The organism is Pontimicrobium sp. MEBiC06410, assembly GCF_053601615.1.
Window position 1 is genome coordinate 26,802 of record NZ_JBSHNT010000125.1, and the last position, 19,716, is coordinate 46,517.

16 protein-coding genes are annotated in these 19,716 nt (G+C 33.8%); 15 read left to right on the plus strand and 1 reads right to left on the minus strand.

Features of this window, described 5'->3' with window-relative positions; translation table 11 throughout:
* Positions 1 to 135: 135 nt before the first annotated feature.
* Positions 136 to 591 carry an HYC_CC_PP family protein gene (locus tag ACVC08_RS01650; RefSeq protein WP_452600740.1) on the minus strand — a complete coding sequence of 152 codons (456 nt, stop codon included), beginning with the start codon at positions 589 to 591 and terminating at the stop codon, positions 136 to 138.
* Positions 592 to 1,159: 568 nt separating this feature from the next.
* Between ACVC08_RS01650 and ACVC08_RS01655 the strand changes: the two genes are divergently transcribed.
* The 15 genes from ACVC08_RS01655 to ACVC08_RS01725 all read left to right on the plus strand — a co-directional run bounded on the left by ACVC08_RS01655 (position 1,160) and on the right by ACVC08_RS01725 (position 19,701).
* A complete protein-coding gene (locus ACVC08_RS01655) occupies positions 1,160 to 1,576 on the plus strand; it encodes an HYC_CC_PP family protein (RefSeq protein WP_452600741.1) in 417 nt (138 codons plus the stop codon).
* 102 nt (positions 1,577 to 1,678) lie between these two features.
* Positions 1,679 to 5,416 (plus strand): efflux RND transporter permease subunit, encoded by a 3,738-nt coding sequence (locus ACVC08_RS01660; protein ID WP_452600742.1) that lies wholly within the window; start codon positions 1,679 to 1,681, stop codon positions 5,414 to 5,416.
* Complete coding sequence (locus ACVC08_RS01665; RefSeq protein ID WP_452600743.1) at positions 5,413 to 6,630, plus strand: TolC family protein; 1,218 nt, start codon at positions 5,413 to 5,415, stop codon at positions 6,628 to 6,630. Before ACVC08_RS01660 ends, ACVC08_RS01665 begins: the two co-directional genes overlap by 4 nt.
* A 2-nt stretch (positions 6,631 to 6,632) precedes the next feature.
* Positions 6,633 to 8,918 carry a multicopper oxidase domain-containing protein gene (locus ACVC08_RS01670; RefSeq protein WP_452600744.1) on the plus strand — a complete coding sequence of 762 codons (2,286 nt, stop codon included), beginning with the start codon at positions 6,633 to 6,635 and terminating at the stop codon, positions 8,916 to 8,918.
* Positions 8,919 to 8,946: 28 nt separating this feature from the next.
* Positions 8,947 to 9,642, plus strand: a complete 696-nt coding sequence (locus tag ACVC08_RS01675; protein WP_452600745.1) for a DUF3347 domain-containing protein — start codon at positions 8,947 to 8,949, stop codon at positions 9,640 to 9,642.
* Entirely contained in the window at positions 9,643 to 10,095 is a 453-nt protein-coding gene (locus ACVC08_RS01680) for a heme-binding domain-containing protein (RefSeq protein ID WP_452600746.1), read from the plus strand.
* Positions 10,096 to 10,115: 20 nt separating this feature from the next.
* Entirely contained in the window at positions 10,116 to 10,688 is a 573-nt protein-coding gene (locus tag ACVC08_RS01685; protein ID WP_452600747.1) for a DUF3347 domain-containing protein, read from the plus strand.
* An 81-nt stretch (positions 10,689 to 10,769) separates the two neighbouring features.
* Positions 10,770 to 11,810, plus strand: coding sequence for a T9SS type A sorting domain-containing protein (locus ACVC08_RS01690; RefSeq protein ID WP_452600748.1), 1,041 nt, complete (start codon positions 10,770 to 10,772; stop codon positions 11,808 to 11,810).
* A gap of 530 nt (positions 11,811 to 12,340) precedes the next feature.
* Positions 12,341 to 12,892, plus strand: a complete 552-nt coding sequence (locus tag ACVC08_RS01695; protein WP_062054150.1) for a potassium channel family protein — start codon at positions 12,341 to 12,343, stop codon at positions 12,890 to 12,892.
* Positions 12,893 to 12,912: 20 nt separating this feature from the next.
* Positions 12,913 to 13,395 carry a YybH family protein gene (locus tag ACVC08_RS01700; RefSeq protein WP_452600749.1) on the plus strand — a complete coding sequence of 161 codons (483 nt, stop codon included), beginning with the start codon at positions 12,913 to 12,915 and terminating at the stop codon, positions 13,393 to 13,395.
* A 6-nt stretch (positions 13,396 to 13,401) separates the two neighbouring features.
* A complete protein-coding gene (locus tag ACVC08_RS01705) occupies positions 13,402 to 13,989 on the plus strand; it encodes a DUF2911 domain-containing protein (protein WP_452600750.1) in 588 nt (195 codons plus the stop codon).
* Position 13,990: 1 nt separating this feature from the next.
* Complete coding sequence (locus tag ACVC08_RS01710) at positions 13,991 to 14,707, plus strand: PepSY domain-containing protein (protein ID WP_452600751.1); 717 nt, start codon at positions 13,991 to 13,993, stop codon at positions 14,705 to 14,707.
* Between the two features lie 4 nt (positions 14,708 to 14,711).
* The gene (locus ACVC08_RS01715; protein ID WP_452600752.1) at positions 14,712 to 16,514 is read left to right on the plus strand and encodes an efflux RND transporter periplasmic adaptor subunit; all 1,803 of its coding nucleotides are present in this window, start codon (positions 14,712 to 14,714) and stop codon (positions 16,512 to 16,514) included.
* Between the two features lie 255 nt (positions 16,515 to 16,769).
* Positions 16,770 to 17,336 (plus strand): helix-turn-helix domain-containing protein, encoded by a 567-nt coding sequence (locus ACVC08_RS01720; protein ID WP_452600753.1) that lies wholly within the window; start codon positions 16,770 to 16,772, stop codon positions 17,334 to 17,336.
* Between the two features lie 106 nt (positions 17,337 to 17,442).
* The gene (locus ACVC08_RS01725) at positions 17,443 to 19,701 is read left to right on the plus strand and encodes a heavy metal translocating P-type ATPase (protein ID WP_452600754.1); all 2,259 of its coding nucleotides are present in this window, start codon (positions 17,443 to 17,445) and stop codon (positions 19,699 to 19,701) included.
* The last annotated feature ends 15 nt before the right edge of the window (positions 19,702 to 19,716 follow it).

Below are 19,716 nucleotides of genomic sequence, written 5' to 3' on the forward strand. Positions count from 1 at the left end.
TTATGTAAATGCACGCTTACTGCATAATGCGTAAATAATGTTGTTGGAAATTGGGTGCAACAGTTTATAGCCAATAGCTATGCTTTGACTATAATTAATTGTGCAGTCAAAGGGTTTTTACTGCGATGTAGAAAATCAAATTAAGTAAGTCTCGTGTAGAATATATATATCCTTGGAAAACAAGGGAGGGACATAGTACTTAAAAGGAACCATGTTTTTTTCTAGTCCTTCAAAAAGGTTGATGTAGGAATAAATAAATGTTTTTAAGAAAACTAAATTATCAAATTCTAGAACTGTAGTTGATTTTTTGAAGCTATCACTAGCTGCTTCTATAAGAACAGTCTGATTCTCACAACACTCTTTTTCCTGTAAAGAGGTACATTTTTTTAAAGAACTATCTTCTTTTTGAACTTTTTCTTTGCAGGTTTGTACTTTACTAAAAAAAGCCATATCCACTAAGTTATCACAGCAAAAATGCATATTTACTGAAAAAGATATGGTCGACAGCAATATAAATGCTGCCAAAAAGAAAGACAATATTTTAGTAAAAAATGTTTTCACATTACAAATGTAATAAATTTTGTTTAACATTTAAATAAAATAATATTTTATGATCAACAAGTTTATTTTAGTGTTTTTATGAGTGTTAAGCAAAATCGCATTCATACAAATATAAATCTAAAGGTTAAATAGAAATATGATATTTGATTATAATTGAGTACAGATTGATATGTTTATAGAATTAATTACTTAATTTATAAAGAAAATATTAAATATAATTTTAGCAATTGCAATTGTATGGTTCATAAATCCCTAAAATGACTATACTTACCTTTTTAAATATGAAACTTTTTCCATAGGTTTTTATCAAAAAGTAAAACTTAAAAACCTCCCCTTGTTTTAAAGTTTCTTCTAAATAAAAGAGGGTTTGATGGAGCTGTATTTGCATATCATTGAAAGTATTTATAAATGTTAATGAAGATGTGTTTTCTAATTTTGATAACGGTAACCTAATATAGAAATTAAAGAGTTTGTAGAGAATATTATTGTATTTAATCAATTTGGTAAACAGTTTCTAAGTATTTTATTTATATAAAGAGTTTAAAATTTTGTTAAACAAAATTAAAGTGTTGATTTTTTTTGTAAATTTGCAAAATCAATGAAGCAGTATTTATATAAAATAGCATCCTTTTGTATGGCACTTTTAGTGTTTGCCACAACAATGTCTTTCACAATTGAAAGCCATTATTGTGGTGATGTTTTAGTAGATACTTCGGTGCTTGGTAAAGTTGAGTCTTGTGGTATGGAAACTCAACAAAAAACATCTTCAAAAGAGTGTGATATCAGTAAGAAAGACTGTTGTAGTGATGAGCAGTTGGTTGTTGATGGTCAAGATGATTTGAAAATTTCTTTAGACAAATTAGATAAGGAGCAACAACTATTAGTTGCTGCTTTCATCTATTCATACATAAATCTGTTTGCAGAACAACAAACGGAAAATATTGCTTTTAAAAATTATTCTCCTCCTCCTTTGGTCAGGGACGTTCAAATTTTAGACCAAACTTTCCTTATTTGATTTTTAAGTAATTAATACTGTAGTCCAACATTAACTTGTTTGGACTAAACTGCTTGTCTTTTGTTTTAAGACCAAATTTTTAATTACTTAAAATTCATTTATATGCTAAATAAAAGCATCAAATTTTTAATAGAAAATAAATTAGTAGCAGTTTTGTTACTAGCCTTATTTGTGGCGTGGGGTGTTGTAAATGCGCCTTTCGAATGGAATACTGGTTCTATGCCACGTAACCCTGTAGCTGTAGACGCCATACCTGATATTGGTGAAAATCAACAGATCGTATTTACCAAATGGGATGGACGTTCTCCTCAGGATATTGAAGACCAAATCACTTATCCACTTACTACTTCCTTGTTAGGAATTCCTGGGGTAAAAACCATACGTAGTTCCTCAATGTTTGGTTTTTCGAGCATCTATATCATTTTTGAAGAGGATATAGAATTTTATTGGAGTCGAAGTCGTATACTAGAAAAATTAAATTCACTACCAGCGGGATTATTACCAGAAGGAGTAAACCCCGCGCTAGGTCCTGATGCTACAGGTCTCGGACAGATTTACTGGTATACATTAGAAGGTCGTGATGAAAACGGAAATGTTACCGGTGGTTGGGACTTACAAGAATTAAGAAGTATTCAGGACTTCTACGTGAAATATGCACTATCCTCAGCAAGTGGTGTTTCAGAAGTAGCATCAATAGGTGGTTACGTTTTAGAATATCAAGTGGATGTCAATCCTGAATTGATGAAACAGTATAAAGTTGGATTGAACGAGGTTGTTAAAGCTGTAAAACAAAGTAATCAAGACGTTGGTGCGCAAACATTAGAAATTAATCAGGCAGAATATCTAATTCGAGGTTTGGGATATGTCAAATCTATTTCCGACTTAGAAAATGCAGTAGTCACCTCAGAAGATTTTACTTCTATACGCCTGAAAGATATAGCTAAAGTTTCTCACGGTCCTGCAACAAGAAGAGGTCTCTTAGATAAAGAAGGCGCAGAGGTTGTAGGTGGTGTTGTGGTTGCTCGCTATGGAGCCAACCCTATGGCCGTTATTAATAATGTTAAAGAAAAAATTAAAGAACTAAGTTCTGGTTTACCATCAAAAATCTTGAGTGACGGAAGGACATCACAATTGACTATTGTTCCTTTTTATGATAGAACTGAACTCATTCAGGAAACATTAGGGACTCTTGATGAAGCATTGACTCTAGAAATTTTGATAACCATTTTTGTTATTATCATTATGGTTTTCAACTTAAGGGCGTCAGTATTAATCTCAGGACTACTGCCTGTGGCTGTATTGATGGTTTTTATATCAATGAAATTATTTAATGTAGATGCCAATATTGTAGCTTTATCTGGTATCGCCATAGCTATTGGTACAATGGTAGATGTAGGTGTTATTCTTTCCGAAAATGTGCTACGCCATATAGATGAAAATGACCAGAACCTACCAATGAATACAGTAGTATATAATGCCACAGCCGAAGTGTCTGGTGCTATTCTTACTGCGGTAATGACTACTATTATAAGTTTTATCCCTGTATTTACAATGATTGGAGCCGAAGGAAAGTTGTTCCGTCCATTGGCATTTACTAAAACATCAGCCTTAACAGCTTCACTAATTGTGGCGTTATTTTTAATACCACCGTTTGCAGCCTATTTCTTTAAGAAACGAAGTGTAAAAAAATCATTTAGTTTTATATTAAATGGGGTATTGATTATTGGTGGGATATTAGCATTAATATTAGGATATCCTCTTGGTTTAATATTGAGTGCTTTTGGAGTAGTAGGTATTCTTTCTTTAAAGGAAAAGATTACTTCACAACGTGCTAATACTATTAACATATTCGTATCTGCCTTTGCTATCATTTTTTTATTAGCAGAATATTGGCGACCATTAGGAGTCGATCGCAGCATATTTATAAACTTAATCTTTGTAGGTCTAATCTGTTTTGGTTTACTAGGTGTGTTTACACTATTTAGAAAATATTATGTACGAATTTTAAATTGGGCATTACGTAATAAGTTATTATTTCTTTCGGTACCGACAGCCATAGTTGTTTTTGGAGTATTAATTATGCGTAATACAGGCAAAGAATTCATGCCATCACTTAATGAAGGATCTTTTCTTTTAATGCCAACCTCTATGCCTCACGCTGGGGTCGAAGAAAATAAACGCGTATTACAACAATTGGATATGGCAGTAGCCAGTATACCAGAGATTAAAACCGTTGTAGGTAAATCTGGTCGTACAGAATCAGCATTAGACCCTGCTCCATTATCAATGTATGAAAATGTGATTCAGTACAAGTCGGAATACATCCTAAATGATAAAAGAGAAAGACAACGATTTAAAGTCAATGAAGATGGATTATTTGTTTTAAAGGATGGAAGTTTAGTAGTAAACCCTAATAGCGAAATTAATGAAGAGGCTGAATATGATGTTTCTATGACCAAAGACCCGTTTTTGGTTCACCGTTTGCAACTAATACCAGATGATAACGGAGAATACTATAGAAATTGGAGACCAGAAATTGAATCCCCAGACGATATTTGGAAAGAAATTGTAAAGGTAACAAAACTGCCGGGAGTTACTTCAGCGCCAAAATTACAACCTATTGAAACGCGTTTGGTTATGCTTCAAACTGGAATGCGTGCGCCTATGGGTATTAAGGTGAAAGGTCAAGATTTAAATGAGATTGAAGCTTTTGGTGTTCAACTAGAAGACATTTTAAAACAGGCTGAAGGAGTAAAGGAAGAAGCCGTTTTTGCAGATCGAATAGTTGGGAAACCTTACCTACTTTTAGACATTAACAGAGATCGACTGGCACGATATGGAATTACCATAGAACAGGTACAGCAAGTTATTCAAGTATCTATTGGGGGTATGGTACTTACACAAACTGTTGAAGGTAGAGAGCGATATGGCATTCGTGTACGTTATCCAAGAGAACTACGAGCCAACCCGAATGATTTAAAAGACATTTATGTTCCTGTAGAAAAAGGAACTCCTGTACCATTAAGCGAATTAGTTACGATTAGATACGAACAAGGACCGCAAGTAATAAAAAGTGAAGATACTTTTTTAGTAGGTTACGTGCTTTTTGATAAACTTGATGGTTTTGCAGAAGTAGATGTAGTAGAGAATGCACAAGCCCTTATCCAATCTAAAATTGATAGTGGCGAACTTATCGTTCCTAAAGGCATTAACTATCGTTTTACTGGAACTTACGAGAATCAATTAAGAGCAGAAAAAACCCTGGGTGTAGTAGTACCACTAGCATTGGCAATTATTTTTCTTATTCTTTATTTCCAGTTTCGTTCTGTTGGGACATCATTAATGGTGTTTACAGGAATTGCTGTTGCCTTTGCCGGAGGATTTTTAATGATCTGGTTTTATGGTCAGGATTGGTTTTTAAACTTTAACTTTTTTGGTGAAAATTTACGAGACCTTTTCCAAATGCATACCATTAATTTAAGTGTTGCCGTTTGGGTCGGTTTTATTGCTCTATTTGGTATTGCAACCGATGATGGTGTCGTAATGGCAACCTATTTAACACAAACCTTTGAAAAAAATAAGCCTAAAGACAAGAAAGGAATTAGAGCATCGGTAATAGAGGCTGGAGAAAAGCGTATCCGTCCTTGTTTAATGACAACGGCGACAACCATACTTGCTTTATTACCTGTACTTACTTCAACAGGTCGTGGTAGTGATATAATGATACCAATGGCTATCCCATCTTTTGGAGGAATGCTTATTGCTTTGGTGACTTTATTTGTTGTACCAGTATTATTTAGCTGGAAACAAGAATTTCAATTAAAACGAGCTACAAAATGAGATATATAATATTAATAGGAATCCTTTTTTTCGCTTTAGCGGAAGGAAATGCACAAGACTTAGCAACTTATATTAAGGAAGCTCAAGATAACAACCCCGAAATTCAAGCTTTCGAGTTGCGCTATAACATAGCAGAGGAAAAAGTTAATGAAGCCAATACCTTACCAGATACTCAAATAAGTGCTGGCTATTTTGTAAGTGAGCCTGAAACTCGGACAGGAGCGCAACGCGCACGTTTTTCAGTTAAGCAGATGTTACCTTGGTTTGGAACCATTGCAGCTAGAGAAAATTATGCCAATTCAATGGCAGAAGCTCAGTTTGTAGATATAGAGATAGCAAAAAGAAAACTTGCTCTAGCGGTATCTCAATCTTATTACAAGCTGTATGCCATTAGAGCAAAACAACGTGTTTTAGATAAAAATATTAAGCTTTTAGAAACTTATGAACGTTTGGCATTAACTTCGGTAGAAGTTGGTAAGGCATCGGCAGTAGATGTATTGCGTCTTCAAATAAGACAAAATGAGCTTTTACAGAAAAAAGATGTGTTGGAGCAAGATTATCTTGCTGAACAAGTGGCCTTCAACAATCTCTTAAATCGTGATGAAACTATTACGATAATTGTTGTTGACGAGATGTTCATTCCAGATGAGGATGCATTAATATCAGCCAAAACTCTTCAGTTAAATCCTGAATTGTTAAAGTATGACAAGTTGTACGAATCGATTGAACAATCAGAATTGTTAAACCAGAAAGAAAGTGCTCCTAATATTGGTTTTGGGTTAGATTACGTACCAGTTTCAGAGCGACCAGATATGAGTTTTATTGACAACGGAAAGGACATTGTAATGCCTATGGTTTCCATTTCGATTCCAATTTTCAACAATAAGTATAAGTCTATAACAAAACAGAATCGATTGAAGCAGTTACAAATACAGTCCCAAAAAGAAGATAGGCTAAATAAACTAGAAACATTATTAGCAGATGCAAAATACAATCGAACGAATGCGAGGATAAAATTCAATATTCAATCAGACAATTTAAAGCAAGCGAATGATGCTGAAGAAATCCTGATTAAAAGCTATGAAACAGGAACTATAGATTTCAATGACGTTTTAGATGTTCAAGAGTTACAGTTAAAATTTCAAATAAATCTTATTGAATCCATTAAAGGGTATTATGTGCAATATGCATTGATTAATTACTTAACACAATAGAAATGAAGACAATAAATATAATCATATTATTACTATTTACCTCTTTTACTTTTGCTCAAGTAGGTACAAACGGAGAAGATAGAAAAGAAGAAGGTAGACCTGTTAAGGAGTACAACCTTACCATTGAAGAAAATAAAATGACACTTGGGGATGTTACTGCAAAAGCCATGACTATAAACGGAAGTATTCCTGGGCCCGTTTTGGAATTTGAGGAAGGTGATCTTGCAATCATTAATGTAATCAATAAAATGGATGAAGAAACATCAGTACATTGGCATGGCTTAATCCTTCCAAATTTTTACGATGGCGTTCCATATCTAAATACGCCACCAATTGAATCAGGAACCACTTTTCAATATAGAATTCCAATCAACCAATCGGGTACGTATTGGTATCATTCCCATACGATGTTACAAGAGCAAAAGGGTGTTTATGGGTCTATTATCATTCACCCAAAAGAAAAAACCTTGGAATATGATAAAGATTTGGTCGTGATGTTATCAGATTGGACCGATGAAAAACCATTGAATGTTTTAAGGAATCTAAAAAGAGGTAATGACTGGTATCAGGTAAAGAAAGGAACATCAGTACCATTAAGTAGAGTAATTAAAGAAGGGGCATTAGGAGCACAATTCAAATTTTGGAGAGATCGTATGGAAGGAGCAGATATTTCAGATATTTATTATCCCACATTTTTGTCCAACGGTAAAAAAATGGCGGAGTATCCAGAATTCAAGCCAGGTGAAAAAGTACGTCTTCGCTTCATCAACGCATCGGCCTCTACCTATTATTGGTTGGATTTTGGTGGCGGAAACCCGATGGTGGTATCTAGTGATGGTATTGACGTACAACCGGTATCCAAAAGCCGATTTCTATTTGGCATAGCCGAAACGTATGATGTAATAATCACTATCCCAAAAGGAGCTATAGAAATTGTTGCTACAGCTCAGGATGGTTCTGGTAATACTTCAATTCGCTTAGGAAATGGAGAACTTTTTTCTGCGACGGTAATCGATAGACCCAACAAAGTCGAAATGATGAAGCAAATGGCAAAAATGGACATGAAGATGGGAGCGCCTGCGATAATAGGAAATCAAAAGAAGAAAACACCAGAGTTATTAATGCAAAAGTATGGAATGAAGATGGATATGAAGGACGGACAAATGACTATGAAAGATAGTAAAATGGGTAATCCAATGGAAATGAAGACAAATGACCATATGGGTCACGATATGTCTATGATGCAGAAAGATACCGCGTCTTTTGATTACAGAACACGTAAAACCTATTTCAATTATGATTTTTTGACGGCAAAGGAAAATACCGCATTCAAAGCTAACTTACCCGTAAACGACATTTTGTTGAACCTGACTGGAAATATGCAACGCTATGTTTGGAGTATGAATGGAGTACCATTGTCAGAAACAGATAATATTAAAATTAAAGGCGGTGAGGTTACTAGAATAACATTGAACAACCTAACAATGATGCATCACCCAATGCACCTTCATGGACATTACTTTAGGGTGATAAATAAAAATGGAGAACGTTCGCCATTAAAACATACTGTTAATGTACCACCGATGCAAAAAGTGGTCATAGAATTTTATAATGAAGAAGTTGGTGATTGGATTTTTCATTGTCATGTACTATATCATATGATGGGAGGTATGGCTAGGGTATTTAGTTATGATACACCAAGAGACGAAAGGATGAAAGAATTTCCTGCGCAAAAACTAGTAGATGAAACAGATCTTTATTATTCGTGGGGATTGGTTCGTGCAGGGTCAAACTTTAATGAGCTTTTTTTAACCTCTAGTAATATCCGTAACGAATTTGGATTAAGAACAGAGTTCGATTACAATCAAAATCTCGAAGCCGAAGTAAATTACAATAGATATCTCAATGATTGGGTACGTCTCTATGTAGGTGTTAATCTCGAAACCGAAGTGCCTGACTCCTATGATAAGTTCAACACAGTTGGTCTTATAGGTGTAAAGTACTTTACACCTTACAGGTTCAATGTAGATGTGAGTATGGATAATCAGCTACGCCCAAGAATACGTCTGGATAGGGAGTTATTGATTTTTCCAAGAATTTTTCTGGAAGGCGAATACGAATATAGAGCAGACTTTGGATGGGTCAATGATTTAGAGGATAATAAATCCTTTGAAAGTGAAACCCAATGGTTGGTAGGTCTTTCATACATCCTCTCACGTAATTTTTCAATTCAAGGAAACTACAACAACAGATATGGTTGGGGTGGTGGATTATTAGCTCGATTTTAACAATTAACAAATTATAAATTAAAACAAAATGAGAAAATTAAAATTAACATTAGGTATGGTTGCAATAGCATTTTTAACCTTAACAGTAATGTCTTGTAAAGACAACAAAAAAGAACAAAGTAGTACACATAAAAACCATTCGGAGATGAATGCAGATATGAATCATTCAAAAATGAATCATGACAATCATGACGGTGCTCACAACGATGAGAAAAAAGATATGGATCATTCAAAAATGAATCACGATAACCATGACGGTCATCACAAAGGAGATAAAAAAGATATGGCAATGAGTGGTGATGGTAGTTCGCAAGCGGTATTAAATGGCTACTTTAATCTTAAAGACGCTCTAGTTGCAGATGATAATGCTAAAGCCAAAGAACTTGGTGGAGAACTAGCAACAACAATAAAAAATCTTAATGTTGCTTCAAATTTATCAGACACTCAAAAAGCAGATTTAGATGATATTATTAAAGATGCAGTAGAGCATGCAGAACATATTGCTAAAAGCGATATTACCCACCAGCGAGAGCATTTTAAAACATTAAGTAAAGATGTAATCGATATGGTTGCCATTACAGGGACAAAAAACACGTTATACCAGCAGTTTTGTCCAATGTACGATGGCGGTACAGCTTGGTTGAGTAAAAGTAAAGATATTAGAAACCCTTACTACGGAAGTAGAATGTTAAAATGTGGTAAAGTAGAGAAAGAAATTAACTAAATGAAGGTATTAAAAATCATAGCAATAATCTTGTTGATTGCTTTTGTAGGCATACAATTTATGCCTGTAGATTACAACCAAAGTAACGTTACGCCTAAAACCGATTTTATGTTGGTGCATAATGTTCCAGAACCCATTCAAAAAAGGTTGCGAGTCTCTTGCTATGATTGTCACAGTAACAACACAAAATATCCTTGGTACAATAAAATTCAGCCAATAGCTTGGTTTCTAGAAGACCATATTGAAGAGGGAAAAGCAGAGTTAAACTTTAATGAGTGGGATTCTCTTTCAAATCGAAGAAAAGTAAGTAAACTAAGGTCTATTATTAAACAGATTGAAAGTGGTGAAATGCCTTTAGATTCTTACACTTTGATTCATAAAGAAGCAATGTTTTCAGAATCCGAGAAAGAAGAGATAATCAGTTGGATAACACAATTAAAAGATAGTTTATAAATAATATAAAAATTAAAAAGATGAAAAATTTAAAAATGAGTATAGCGATAATGCTATTGATGACAGTTTCTTTAACCAATGCACAACATAATCATGACCATGGTAAGAAGGAAAAAAAGAGTGAGCACAATGATGGAATGAAGCACAGTAAAATGATGAATAAGAAAAGTGATATAAAATTTGAAGCGATTTTAAGTGATTATTTCAACTTAAAGGATGCATTGGTAGCTGATGATTCTAAAAAAGCAGCTACAGTAGGCTCTAAATTAGCATTATCATTAAAAGCATTTAATAAGTCAAATTATACTTCAGCTGAACAAAAAGAGTTGACAGATATCATTGAAGATGCTATAGAACACGCGGAGCATATTTCAAAAAGTGAAATAGGTCATCAAAGAGAACATTTTAAGACATTAAGTAAAGACATAACAGATATGGTTGCTATAGCTGGTACCAAGAATACGCTTTACCAGCAGTTTTGCCCAATGTATGATAAGGGTAGTGCTTGGTTAAGTACAAGTAACGAAGTTAGAAACCCGTATTACGGAAGTCGAATGCTTAAATGTGGTAAAGTACAAAAGACTATTCAATAGAAACTTTATAGGGATCAATCTATCATACTGGTTTATTAGTAAACATTAAAACCAAATATCAACAATTAAATTATTTACAAAATGAAACAAATTTATTTATTAACGACAATTCTATTTTTAAATTACATTAATATTACTGCACAAACTGATATTATAACGGGATTATCTTTCCCTAATGGACTGGAAATTAATGGAAATGACTTGTATGTTACTGAGTTTAATGGAGATAAAATTTCTAAAATTGACATCACAGCAACCATACCTACTGCAACTGATGTTGTAACGGGATTATCTGGAGCCAGTGGAATGGTACTCAACGGAAATGACTTGTATGTTGCTGAGTATAATGGAAATAAAATTTCTAAAATTGACATCACAGCAACCATACCTACTGCAACTGATGTTGTAACGGGATTATCTTCCCCCGATGGAATCGTACTCAACGGAAATGACCTATATATGGCTGAATATGGAGGTAAAATTTCTAAAATTGACATCACAGCAACCACACCTACTGCAACTGATATTGTAACGGGATTAAATGGACCCACTGGAATGGTACTCAACGGAAATGACCTATATATTGCTGAATCTCTTGGAAATAAAATTTCTAAAATTGACATCACAGCAACCACACCTACTGCAACTGATGTTGTAACGGGATTATCTTACCCCACTGGAATCGTACTCAACGGAAATGACCTATATATTGCTGAATCTGATGGAAATAAAATTTCTAAAATTGACATCACAGCAACCACACCTACTACAACTGATGTTGTAACTGTAGAAGAACCGTGGCATTTAATTATTGACAACGACATACTATACATTGCAGAAACCACTGGTACAGTTTCAAAATTAACTTTAAGTACTTTATCGACTAATGATATTATCATTAAAAAATCAGTGAAAATATTTCCAAATCCTTCGGTTGATTATATACAAATTCAAGGATTGACTAAATCAGAAAATTATAGAATTTATAATGTTATTGGTTCAGACATTTCAAAAGGAAGTATTAATACTAATGAAAAGATTGACGTTAGGAACTATTCTAATGGATTATACTTCTTAAAATTTGAAAATGGAGGAGATACAATTAAATTTTTAAAAGAATAAAACACAACGTTTGTTAACAAAGTATAAAAAAATAGCAGTTAAGTGCAAACTACAAAGTTTGTGCTTTTCTACTATTTTATTGCTAAACTGAAAATAAAAGCATTTTTGCTCTGCTATTTTTCATATACATAACGTTAGTTAACAGTAAGAAGAAAGGTGTTTTTTCGGAATAGTAAAAGCCCTGTCGTGGGAAGGAAAACAATGTTGATGGTTAGTGTTAGTTCCTTCCCGTGTCAGGCACAAGATAATTGAAAAAGAGAAGTTTAGTGGAAGATACTTGAATTTGAGAGAAGGACTTATTTTTTTGATTGATGGAATACTGTCTAACTCTCATTTTCAGGTATTATTTAAAAATGTAACGATAACAAAATAAAATAATGAAAAATTGTTGCAAAGACGGATGCCATCGCAAAGAAGAGAAATCTGTAGTTAAAAAATGGTTCAATTATATAATATATGCAATACTGATTATAATAACTGTTGGTGCGTTGGCACTTCAATTATTTGATTAGAGGATTAATAAAGTGAATATGGAAGACATAACAAACACATCAAAAAATACAGGCTTTTATGAACAGCTTTTTAAAAAAGTATTACTCACTGCTAGTGTTGTTACTGCTTTGTCGTTAAGTTATGCATTATGGGCTAATGAAAATCCTGATAGCTTATTTCTACCTCTTTTAATTGTTGTGTTGGCTTTAGTCAAAACGGTCTTTATTGTGAGGCTCACTTTTATACAGTTAAGCAAAATAATAGGCGAAAGTCATCAACTTACACATGTTCTTACATTATTTGCTGTATTAATTGTTTTGATTATCCTTTCGTTTTCAGCAGATTATCAAGCGCTGTACGTGCTAAATTCTGAAAACTTTAAATCTGCCACATCACTTAATGGCTCATTTTTTATGCAATTCTTTGAGTTTATGTATTTCAGCTTAATCACATTTTCATCAGTTGGCTTTGGTGATATAGTACCATTAACAATTTCTGGTAAACTCTTGGTAATGATGGAAGTATTCTTGAGCTTTTTTGTTTTGGTTTTTGGTATTGCCAATATTAATAGAATACACGTTAACAAATAACCCTTTTAAAAACTATAATTATGAAAGTACTTAAATTAATTACACTAATAACTATTCTCATTACAACAGTCAATTTTACCAATGCACAAAACAGTAAGGATACGACAGATAAGCAAGACGTTATCGAAGTAATGAAATCATACAAGAACGCTTTACAAAACTTAACGACCGAAGGAACATTTGAGTTGTTTACCGAAGATTCTAAAGTATTTGAATCCGGAGGTGTAGAAGGTTCTTATATGCATTATATAGAACATCATCTAGGTCCAGAATTGGGGCATTTTAAAAGCTTTACTTTTTCAGATTATGAGATTGATGTGAAAGTAGATGTACCCTATGCATTTACTACAGAAACATATATCTATACTATTGTCTTAAATCCAGATGATAAGGGGAATTCTCGAACTATTAAGAAAAAAGGGGTAGCAACTTCAATTTTAAAGAAAATGGATGGTGAATGGAAAATCATCAAAACACATTCTTCTTCAAGAAATAAAAAATAAAATCATATGAGACTACGTATTCTTTTTACCCTATTATTATGCACGTTTCTTTTTGTGTCTTGTAAGCAAGAAACGAAAAAAACTGAAACAATTCTAGAGCAACCAAAAACTCAAACTTCATCGAAGCCACCAAAGAAAGTATTAAGTCCACATACTTCAACTATGGCAATGGTTGGTGATGCGCATATTCATATTGATTATTCATCGCCCGGAGTTAGGGGGCGAATTATTTTCGGTGGATTAGTTGGTTACGATAATGTTTGGCAAGCAGGTGCACATATGGCCACTTGGTTAGAAACTAATAAAGATTTAACCATCGATGGAAAAGAACTTTCTGCAGGTAAATATGGGTTTTTTACAATTCCATCAAAAGAAGATTGGACTATAATGATTAATAAAAATTGGAATCAGCATGGAAAAGATGATTATGATGAAAAAGATGATGTAATACGATTTAAGGTGACACCAATTATTTCAGATGAAATTACGGAGCATTTAGAATATAAAGTAAATAAGTTAAGTGAAACAGAAGGTACTATTTCTCTTGCTTGGGAAAAGGTGACAATTAGCGTTCCTTTCAAATTAAACCAATAAGATGGTAAATAGACATACAGCATTAAAAATAAGAAAAGCACATCGTTATTTGGGTCTCTTTTTAGGTATTCAATTCCTAATGTGGACGATTAGTGGGATATACTTTAGTTGGACGGATATTGATGAGATTCACGGGGACCAATTTAAAAAGGAGAAACCAAAACAAACGTCCTTTAATAATTTATTAGGTACTGCTCAACTAAATTTAAAAGAACCAATTCAAAACTTGGAACTGTTGGAAATAGCCGGCGAACCCTATTATTGGATAAATGAGAACAATTTGTACAATGCGGTTTCAGGCAATAAAAAGAATGGAATTACCGAACAGGAAGCAATCAAAGTAGCAGAGCGGTATATGTTGGCTGACTTAAAATTAGACAAAATACAAAGAATTGAATCTGTAGATGGTCATCACGAATACAGAGGAAAGCCTCTGCCAGTTTATGAGATTTCATATAGAGCTGATGAAAATCTTAAAGCTTACGTGGCAATTGAAAATGGAGCTTTTCAAACAATACGCCATCGAGATTGGCGTTGGTTTGATTTTCTATGGATGACGCACACGATGGATTATCAAGGGCGAGATAATTTTAACACAATAATTCTAAGAGCTTTTTCACTTTTAGGATTAATAACAGTACTCAGCGGATTTTTACTGTGGTATACAAGTTCGCCTACTATTAGAAAAATAATAAAAAAGACAAAACATAAAAAATAACATTATGAATAAGAACACCATTTATATCGGCGTTGCGTTGATTGTTGGCCTTTTAGGCGGCTTTCTAATATTCGGTAGAGGTTCTGCTGATACTGCAACAAACAAGGTTACAGACGACCATAATCATTCGGAAGAAATTGCTTCTAATCAAATGTGGACCTGTTCAATGCATCCACAAATAATGCAACCAGAACCTGGTGACTGTCCTATATGCGGAATGGATTTGATTCCCGCTGAAACTGGAGCAGACGGTCTTAATGCCAACGAAATTAAAATGACCGAAAATGCAATGGCTTTGGCTAATATCCAAACATCCGTTGTGGGAGAAGGACAAATGGGAGATAATTCTTTAAAGTTATCTGGTAAGATTATGACTAATGAAGAATCCAATGCCGTTCAAGTAACCTATTTTGGAGGAAGAATTGAAAAACTATACGTTAATTCTACGGGAGAACGTGTTGGAGCTGGTCAGCGTTTGGCAACCATTTATTCGCCAGAATTAGTTGCAGCACAGCAAGAACTACTAACCGCTTCATCACTAAAAGAATCACAACCCGAACTTTATAAGGCAGTACGTAATAAATTGAAACTTTGGAAGCTTTCAGAAAAGCAAATTAATACCATTGAAAATGCAGGTAAGGTACAAGAATACTTTCCTGTATTTGCCACGGTTTCTGGAACAGTAACTCATAAGATGGTAGAAGAAGGCGACTATGTAAAGCAAGGTCAACCACTATATAAGATTGCAAACTTTAATACCGTTTGGGCAGAATTTGATGCTTATGAAAATCAAATTGCATTACTAAAAGAAGGACAGACAATTAAAATAACCACAAACGCCTACCGTAATGAAGTCTTTGATGCAAAAATTTCATTCATTGACCCACTATTAAATTCTGCGACCAGAACTATAGTTGTAAGAGCTGTATTAAATAATAAAAAAGACAAGTTTAAGCCAGGGATGTTTGTTGAAGGGATAATTGGAGGAATTCAATCTAACTCTAAAAGTATAGTGACAGTACCTGCTACAGCCGTTATGTGGACAGGAGAACGTTCTGTTGTATATGTTAAAACAAAACCAAATGAGTCTGTTTTTGAAATGAGAGAAGTCTTGTTAGGCAATGCCAATGGCGAGAACTATACCATTCTAGAAGGACTTGAAAACGGAGATGAAGTAGTAACTAATGGGACATTTACCGTGGATGCAGCAGCTCAATTACAGGGTAAAAAATCTATGATGAATGCAGAAGGAGGCAAAACTATGACTGGTCACGAAGGGCATTTGGGAATGCAAGGTGATAATGCAGGAGATAAAATGGAAAAAACCAATCACTCAGAAATGAACGAAAGGATTGATGTGTCTAATAAATTTCAAAAACAGTTAAAACAGGTTTTCGATGATTACATCCTTTTAAAAGATGCCTTGGTTAATGATGATGCCAATGGCTCCCAACTAGTAGGAAAACAAATAAACCAGTCATTGAAAAAAGTGGATATGAAATTGTTATCTGATGAAAAAGCACATAACCATTGGATGACTATTCAAAAGGAATTGAAAGCTTCAGCCAATGCTATTGAAAATAGCCTGGAAATAACAACACAAAGAGGACATTTTAAACATCTTTCCGCTCATATGATAAGCAGTGTAAAGCTTTTTGGAATTAACCAAAAAGTATATAGCGAATTCTGCCCAATGGCAGATAATAACAAGGGCGCATACTGGTTGAGTTTAGAAAAAGAAATTAGGAACCCTTATTACGGAGAAGCCATGTTAACCTGTGGTGAAGTAAAAGCGACTATAGAATAAAGCAAACATTGATTTAAATAGCCTGTCTTAATAAAAATTTTAAAGCTTTTAAGTTTTAAAGAAAATTGATGAAGAGTGAAAGTAGAAGAAATAGAAGAAAATCCGAAAAGAACAAGCGTCAAGTAAAAAGTAATATTTCAAGAAAAGATAAAATTATAGGTATACTAGCTATCATTATAATATTTATAATTGCTGCTATAGCCGCATATTACTATTCCCTTTCAAAAGCTGGGCTGAAGCTATTTTAAACAAAAAATGAGTTATATTATTCATATAAAAAATATGGTATGTCCAAGATGTATATCCTCTGTATCACAGATTTTACATGGATTGAATCTACCATACAAAAATATAAAGTTAGGCGAAGTAGAATTGAGTTTACCACTTAGAGAAGAGAAAATAGATACATTGTCTATTGAACTTAAAAAAGAAGGATTTAGTTTGATAAACAACCGAAAGAGTCAGCTCATCGAAAGCATGAGAAACCTTGTAGTTGATGCCATTCACTATTCTAATGATGAAAGTGATATTGTTTGGGCAAATTTGGTTAGTGATAAACTAAAATTAGATTACAAATATTTAAGTTCCCTATTCTCATCGGTAGAAAGTATCACGTTTGAGCAGTATATTATCCACCAAAAAATTGAACGTGTTAAAGAACTCATAGTCTATGATGAGTTAACCCTAAGCGAAATAGCTTATAAATTGCATTATAGTAGTGTTGCCTATTTAAGCAATCAGTTTAAAAAAGTAACGGGAATGACGCCTACACAATTTAAAAAGAGTAGTACACAAAACAGAAAATCGTTAGATGACATTTAGTTGTAAAAATAGAAACAAGTAAATTTTACAAATCATTCAGCAAATAACACAACGTATTAAAATCCTTTAATCTGGATATTTGTAATGCACAAATTAAAAATAGATTATGGAGACTTCTAACGTTTTTAAAGCTAAAGAAAAAAGCTTTAAACAAAGTGTGAAAAAATCATTCCCAGTTATAGGAATGACATGCGCATCGTGTGCAGCTAGCGTTGAATCTGTACTGAAACATACAGAAGGTGTATTGGGTGCTAATGTAAACTTTGCAAATAGTTCTGTTCTTGTGGAATATGAAAAGGAGTTAAACCCTAATCAATTTCAAAAAGTACTTCGTGAAGTGGGGTATGATATGATTATTGATGCCGATAACCCTTCTGAAATACAAGAAGAACTTCAACAAAAAAAGTATCAAGATATAAAGAATCGTACTATTTGGTCTGCCATTCTCACACTTCCCATTTTTATATTAGGAATGTTCTTTATGAATTGGGAACCTGGGAAATGGAGCTCTTTGGTAATGACCATTCCTGTTCTTTTTTGGTTTGGACGTAGCTTTTTTATTAATGCATTCAAACAGGCTAAACACGGTAAAGCAAATATGGATACTTTAGTGGCCTTAAGTACAGGGATTGCTTTCATTTTTAGTATGTTTAATACTTTTTTTTCTGAGTACTGGTTAAAACGTGGTGTTGAACCTCACGTATATTACGAAGCAGCTACGGTAATTATAACCTTTATTTCCTTAGGTAAACTGTTGGAAGAAAAGGCAAAATCAAATACATCCTCTGCTATAAAAAAGTTGATGGGTTTACAGCCAAAAACATTGATAATTATTGAAAATGAAGAGGAAAAAGAAATTCCTATTACCTCAGTTCAAGTAGGTCAAACAATTTTAGTTCGTCCTGGAGATAAGATTCCTGTAGATGGTCAAGTATTTAAAGGACGTTCTTATGTAAATGAAAGTATGATTACAGGCGAACCCATACCTGTAGAAAAAAGAAAGGACGATAAAGTATATGCAGGTACAGTAAATCAAAAAGGAAGTTTTCAATTTATTGCCGAAAAAGTAGGTGGAGAAACCTTACTATCTCAAATCATTAAAATGGTTCAAGAGGCTCAAGGAAGTAAAGCATCTGTCCAGAAACTGGTCGATAAAATTGCTAGTGTTTTTGTTCCTATTGTATTGGGTATATCTATTATTACATTTATTGTTTGGATGTTTGTTGGTGGCGAAAATGCATTTTCTCAAGCCTTATTAACTTCAGTGGCAGTATTGGTTATTGCCTGTCCCTGTGCTTTAGGTTTAGCGACACCTACTGCCATTATGGTAGGAATTGGTAAAGGCGCCGAAAACAATATTCTTATAAAAGATGCTGAAAGTTTAGAACTCGGTTATAAAGTAAATACAGTTATTTTAGATAAAACTGGGACAATTACAGAAGGAAAACCTTTAGTGACGGATATATTTTGGAACGATAAACTCGAAAATAACGACAAATACGAGCAAGTACTTTTGGCAATAGAAGCACAATCCGAACATCCTTTGGCAGAAGCAGTAGTTAAACATTTAAAAGATGAAAATATTGAAAAAGTTGAAGTTGTGTCTTTTGAAAGTATTACAGGAAAAGGAGTAAAAGCTGAAACAGAAAACGGTTCAAAATATCATGTAGGAAACGCTAAGCTAATGCATGATAAGAATATTCAAATCGATGATTTTTTAAAGCAAACAGCAGAAGGTCTAGAAGAACAGGCAAAAACGGTTATTTTCTTTGGTAATGAAGAACAAGTTTTAGCGATACTCGCCATTGCAGATAAAATAAAGGAAACTTCAAAAAGGGCTATAGAAATACTTAAAGAAAGCGGTGTTGAGGTTTATATGCTTACAGGTGATAACAAAAAAACGGCATTTGCTGTTGCGAAACAAGTAGGAATTACCAATTACCAAGGTGGTGTAATGCCTTCTGAAAAAGCCGCTTTTGTTGAGAAATTACAAGCAGATGGAAAAATAGTAGCTATGGTAGGTGACGGTATCAACGATTCCCACGCTTTAGCACAGGCCAATGTAAGTATAGCAATGGGAAAAGGATCTGATATTGCAATGGACGTTGCCAAAATGACCTTGATAACTTCCAATTTGCAATCCATTCCCAAAGCGTTGGAACTGTCAAAGAGAACTGTTTTGGGTATACGTCAGAATCTATTTTGGGCATTTATTTACAATCTCATTGGTATTCCAATTGCAGCAGGCGTTTTGTATCCCGTAAATGGATTTTTATTGGACCCAATGATAGCAGGAATGGCAATGGCTTTCAGTAGCGTATCTGTTGTTCTAAATAGCTTAAGGCTTAAACGCGTAAAACTTTAATAAAAATTACAAATT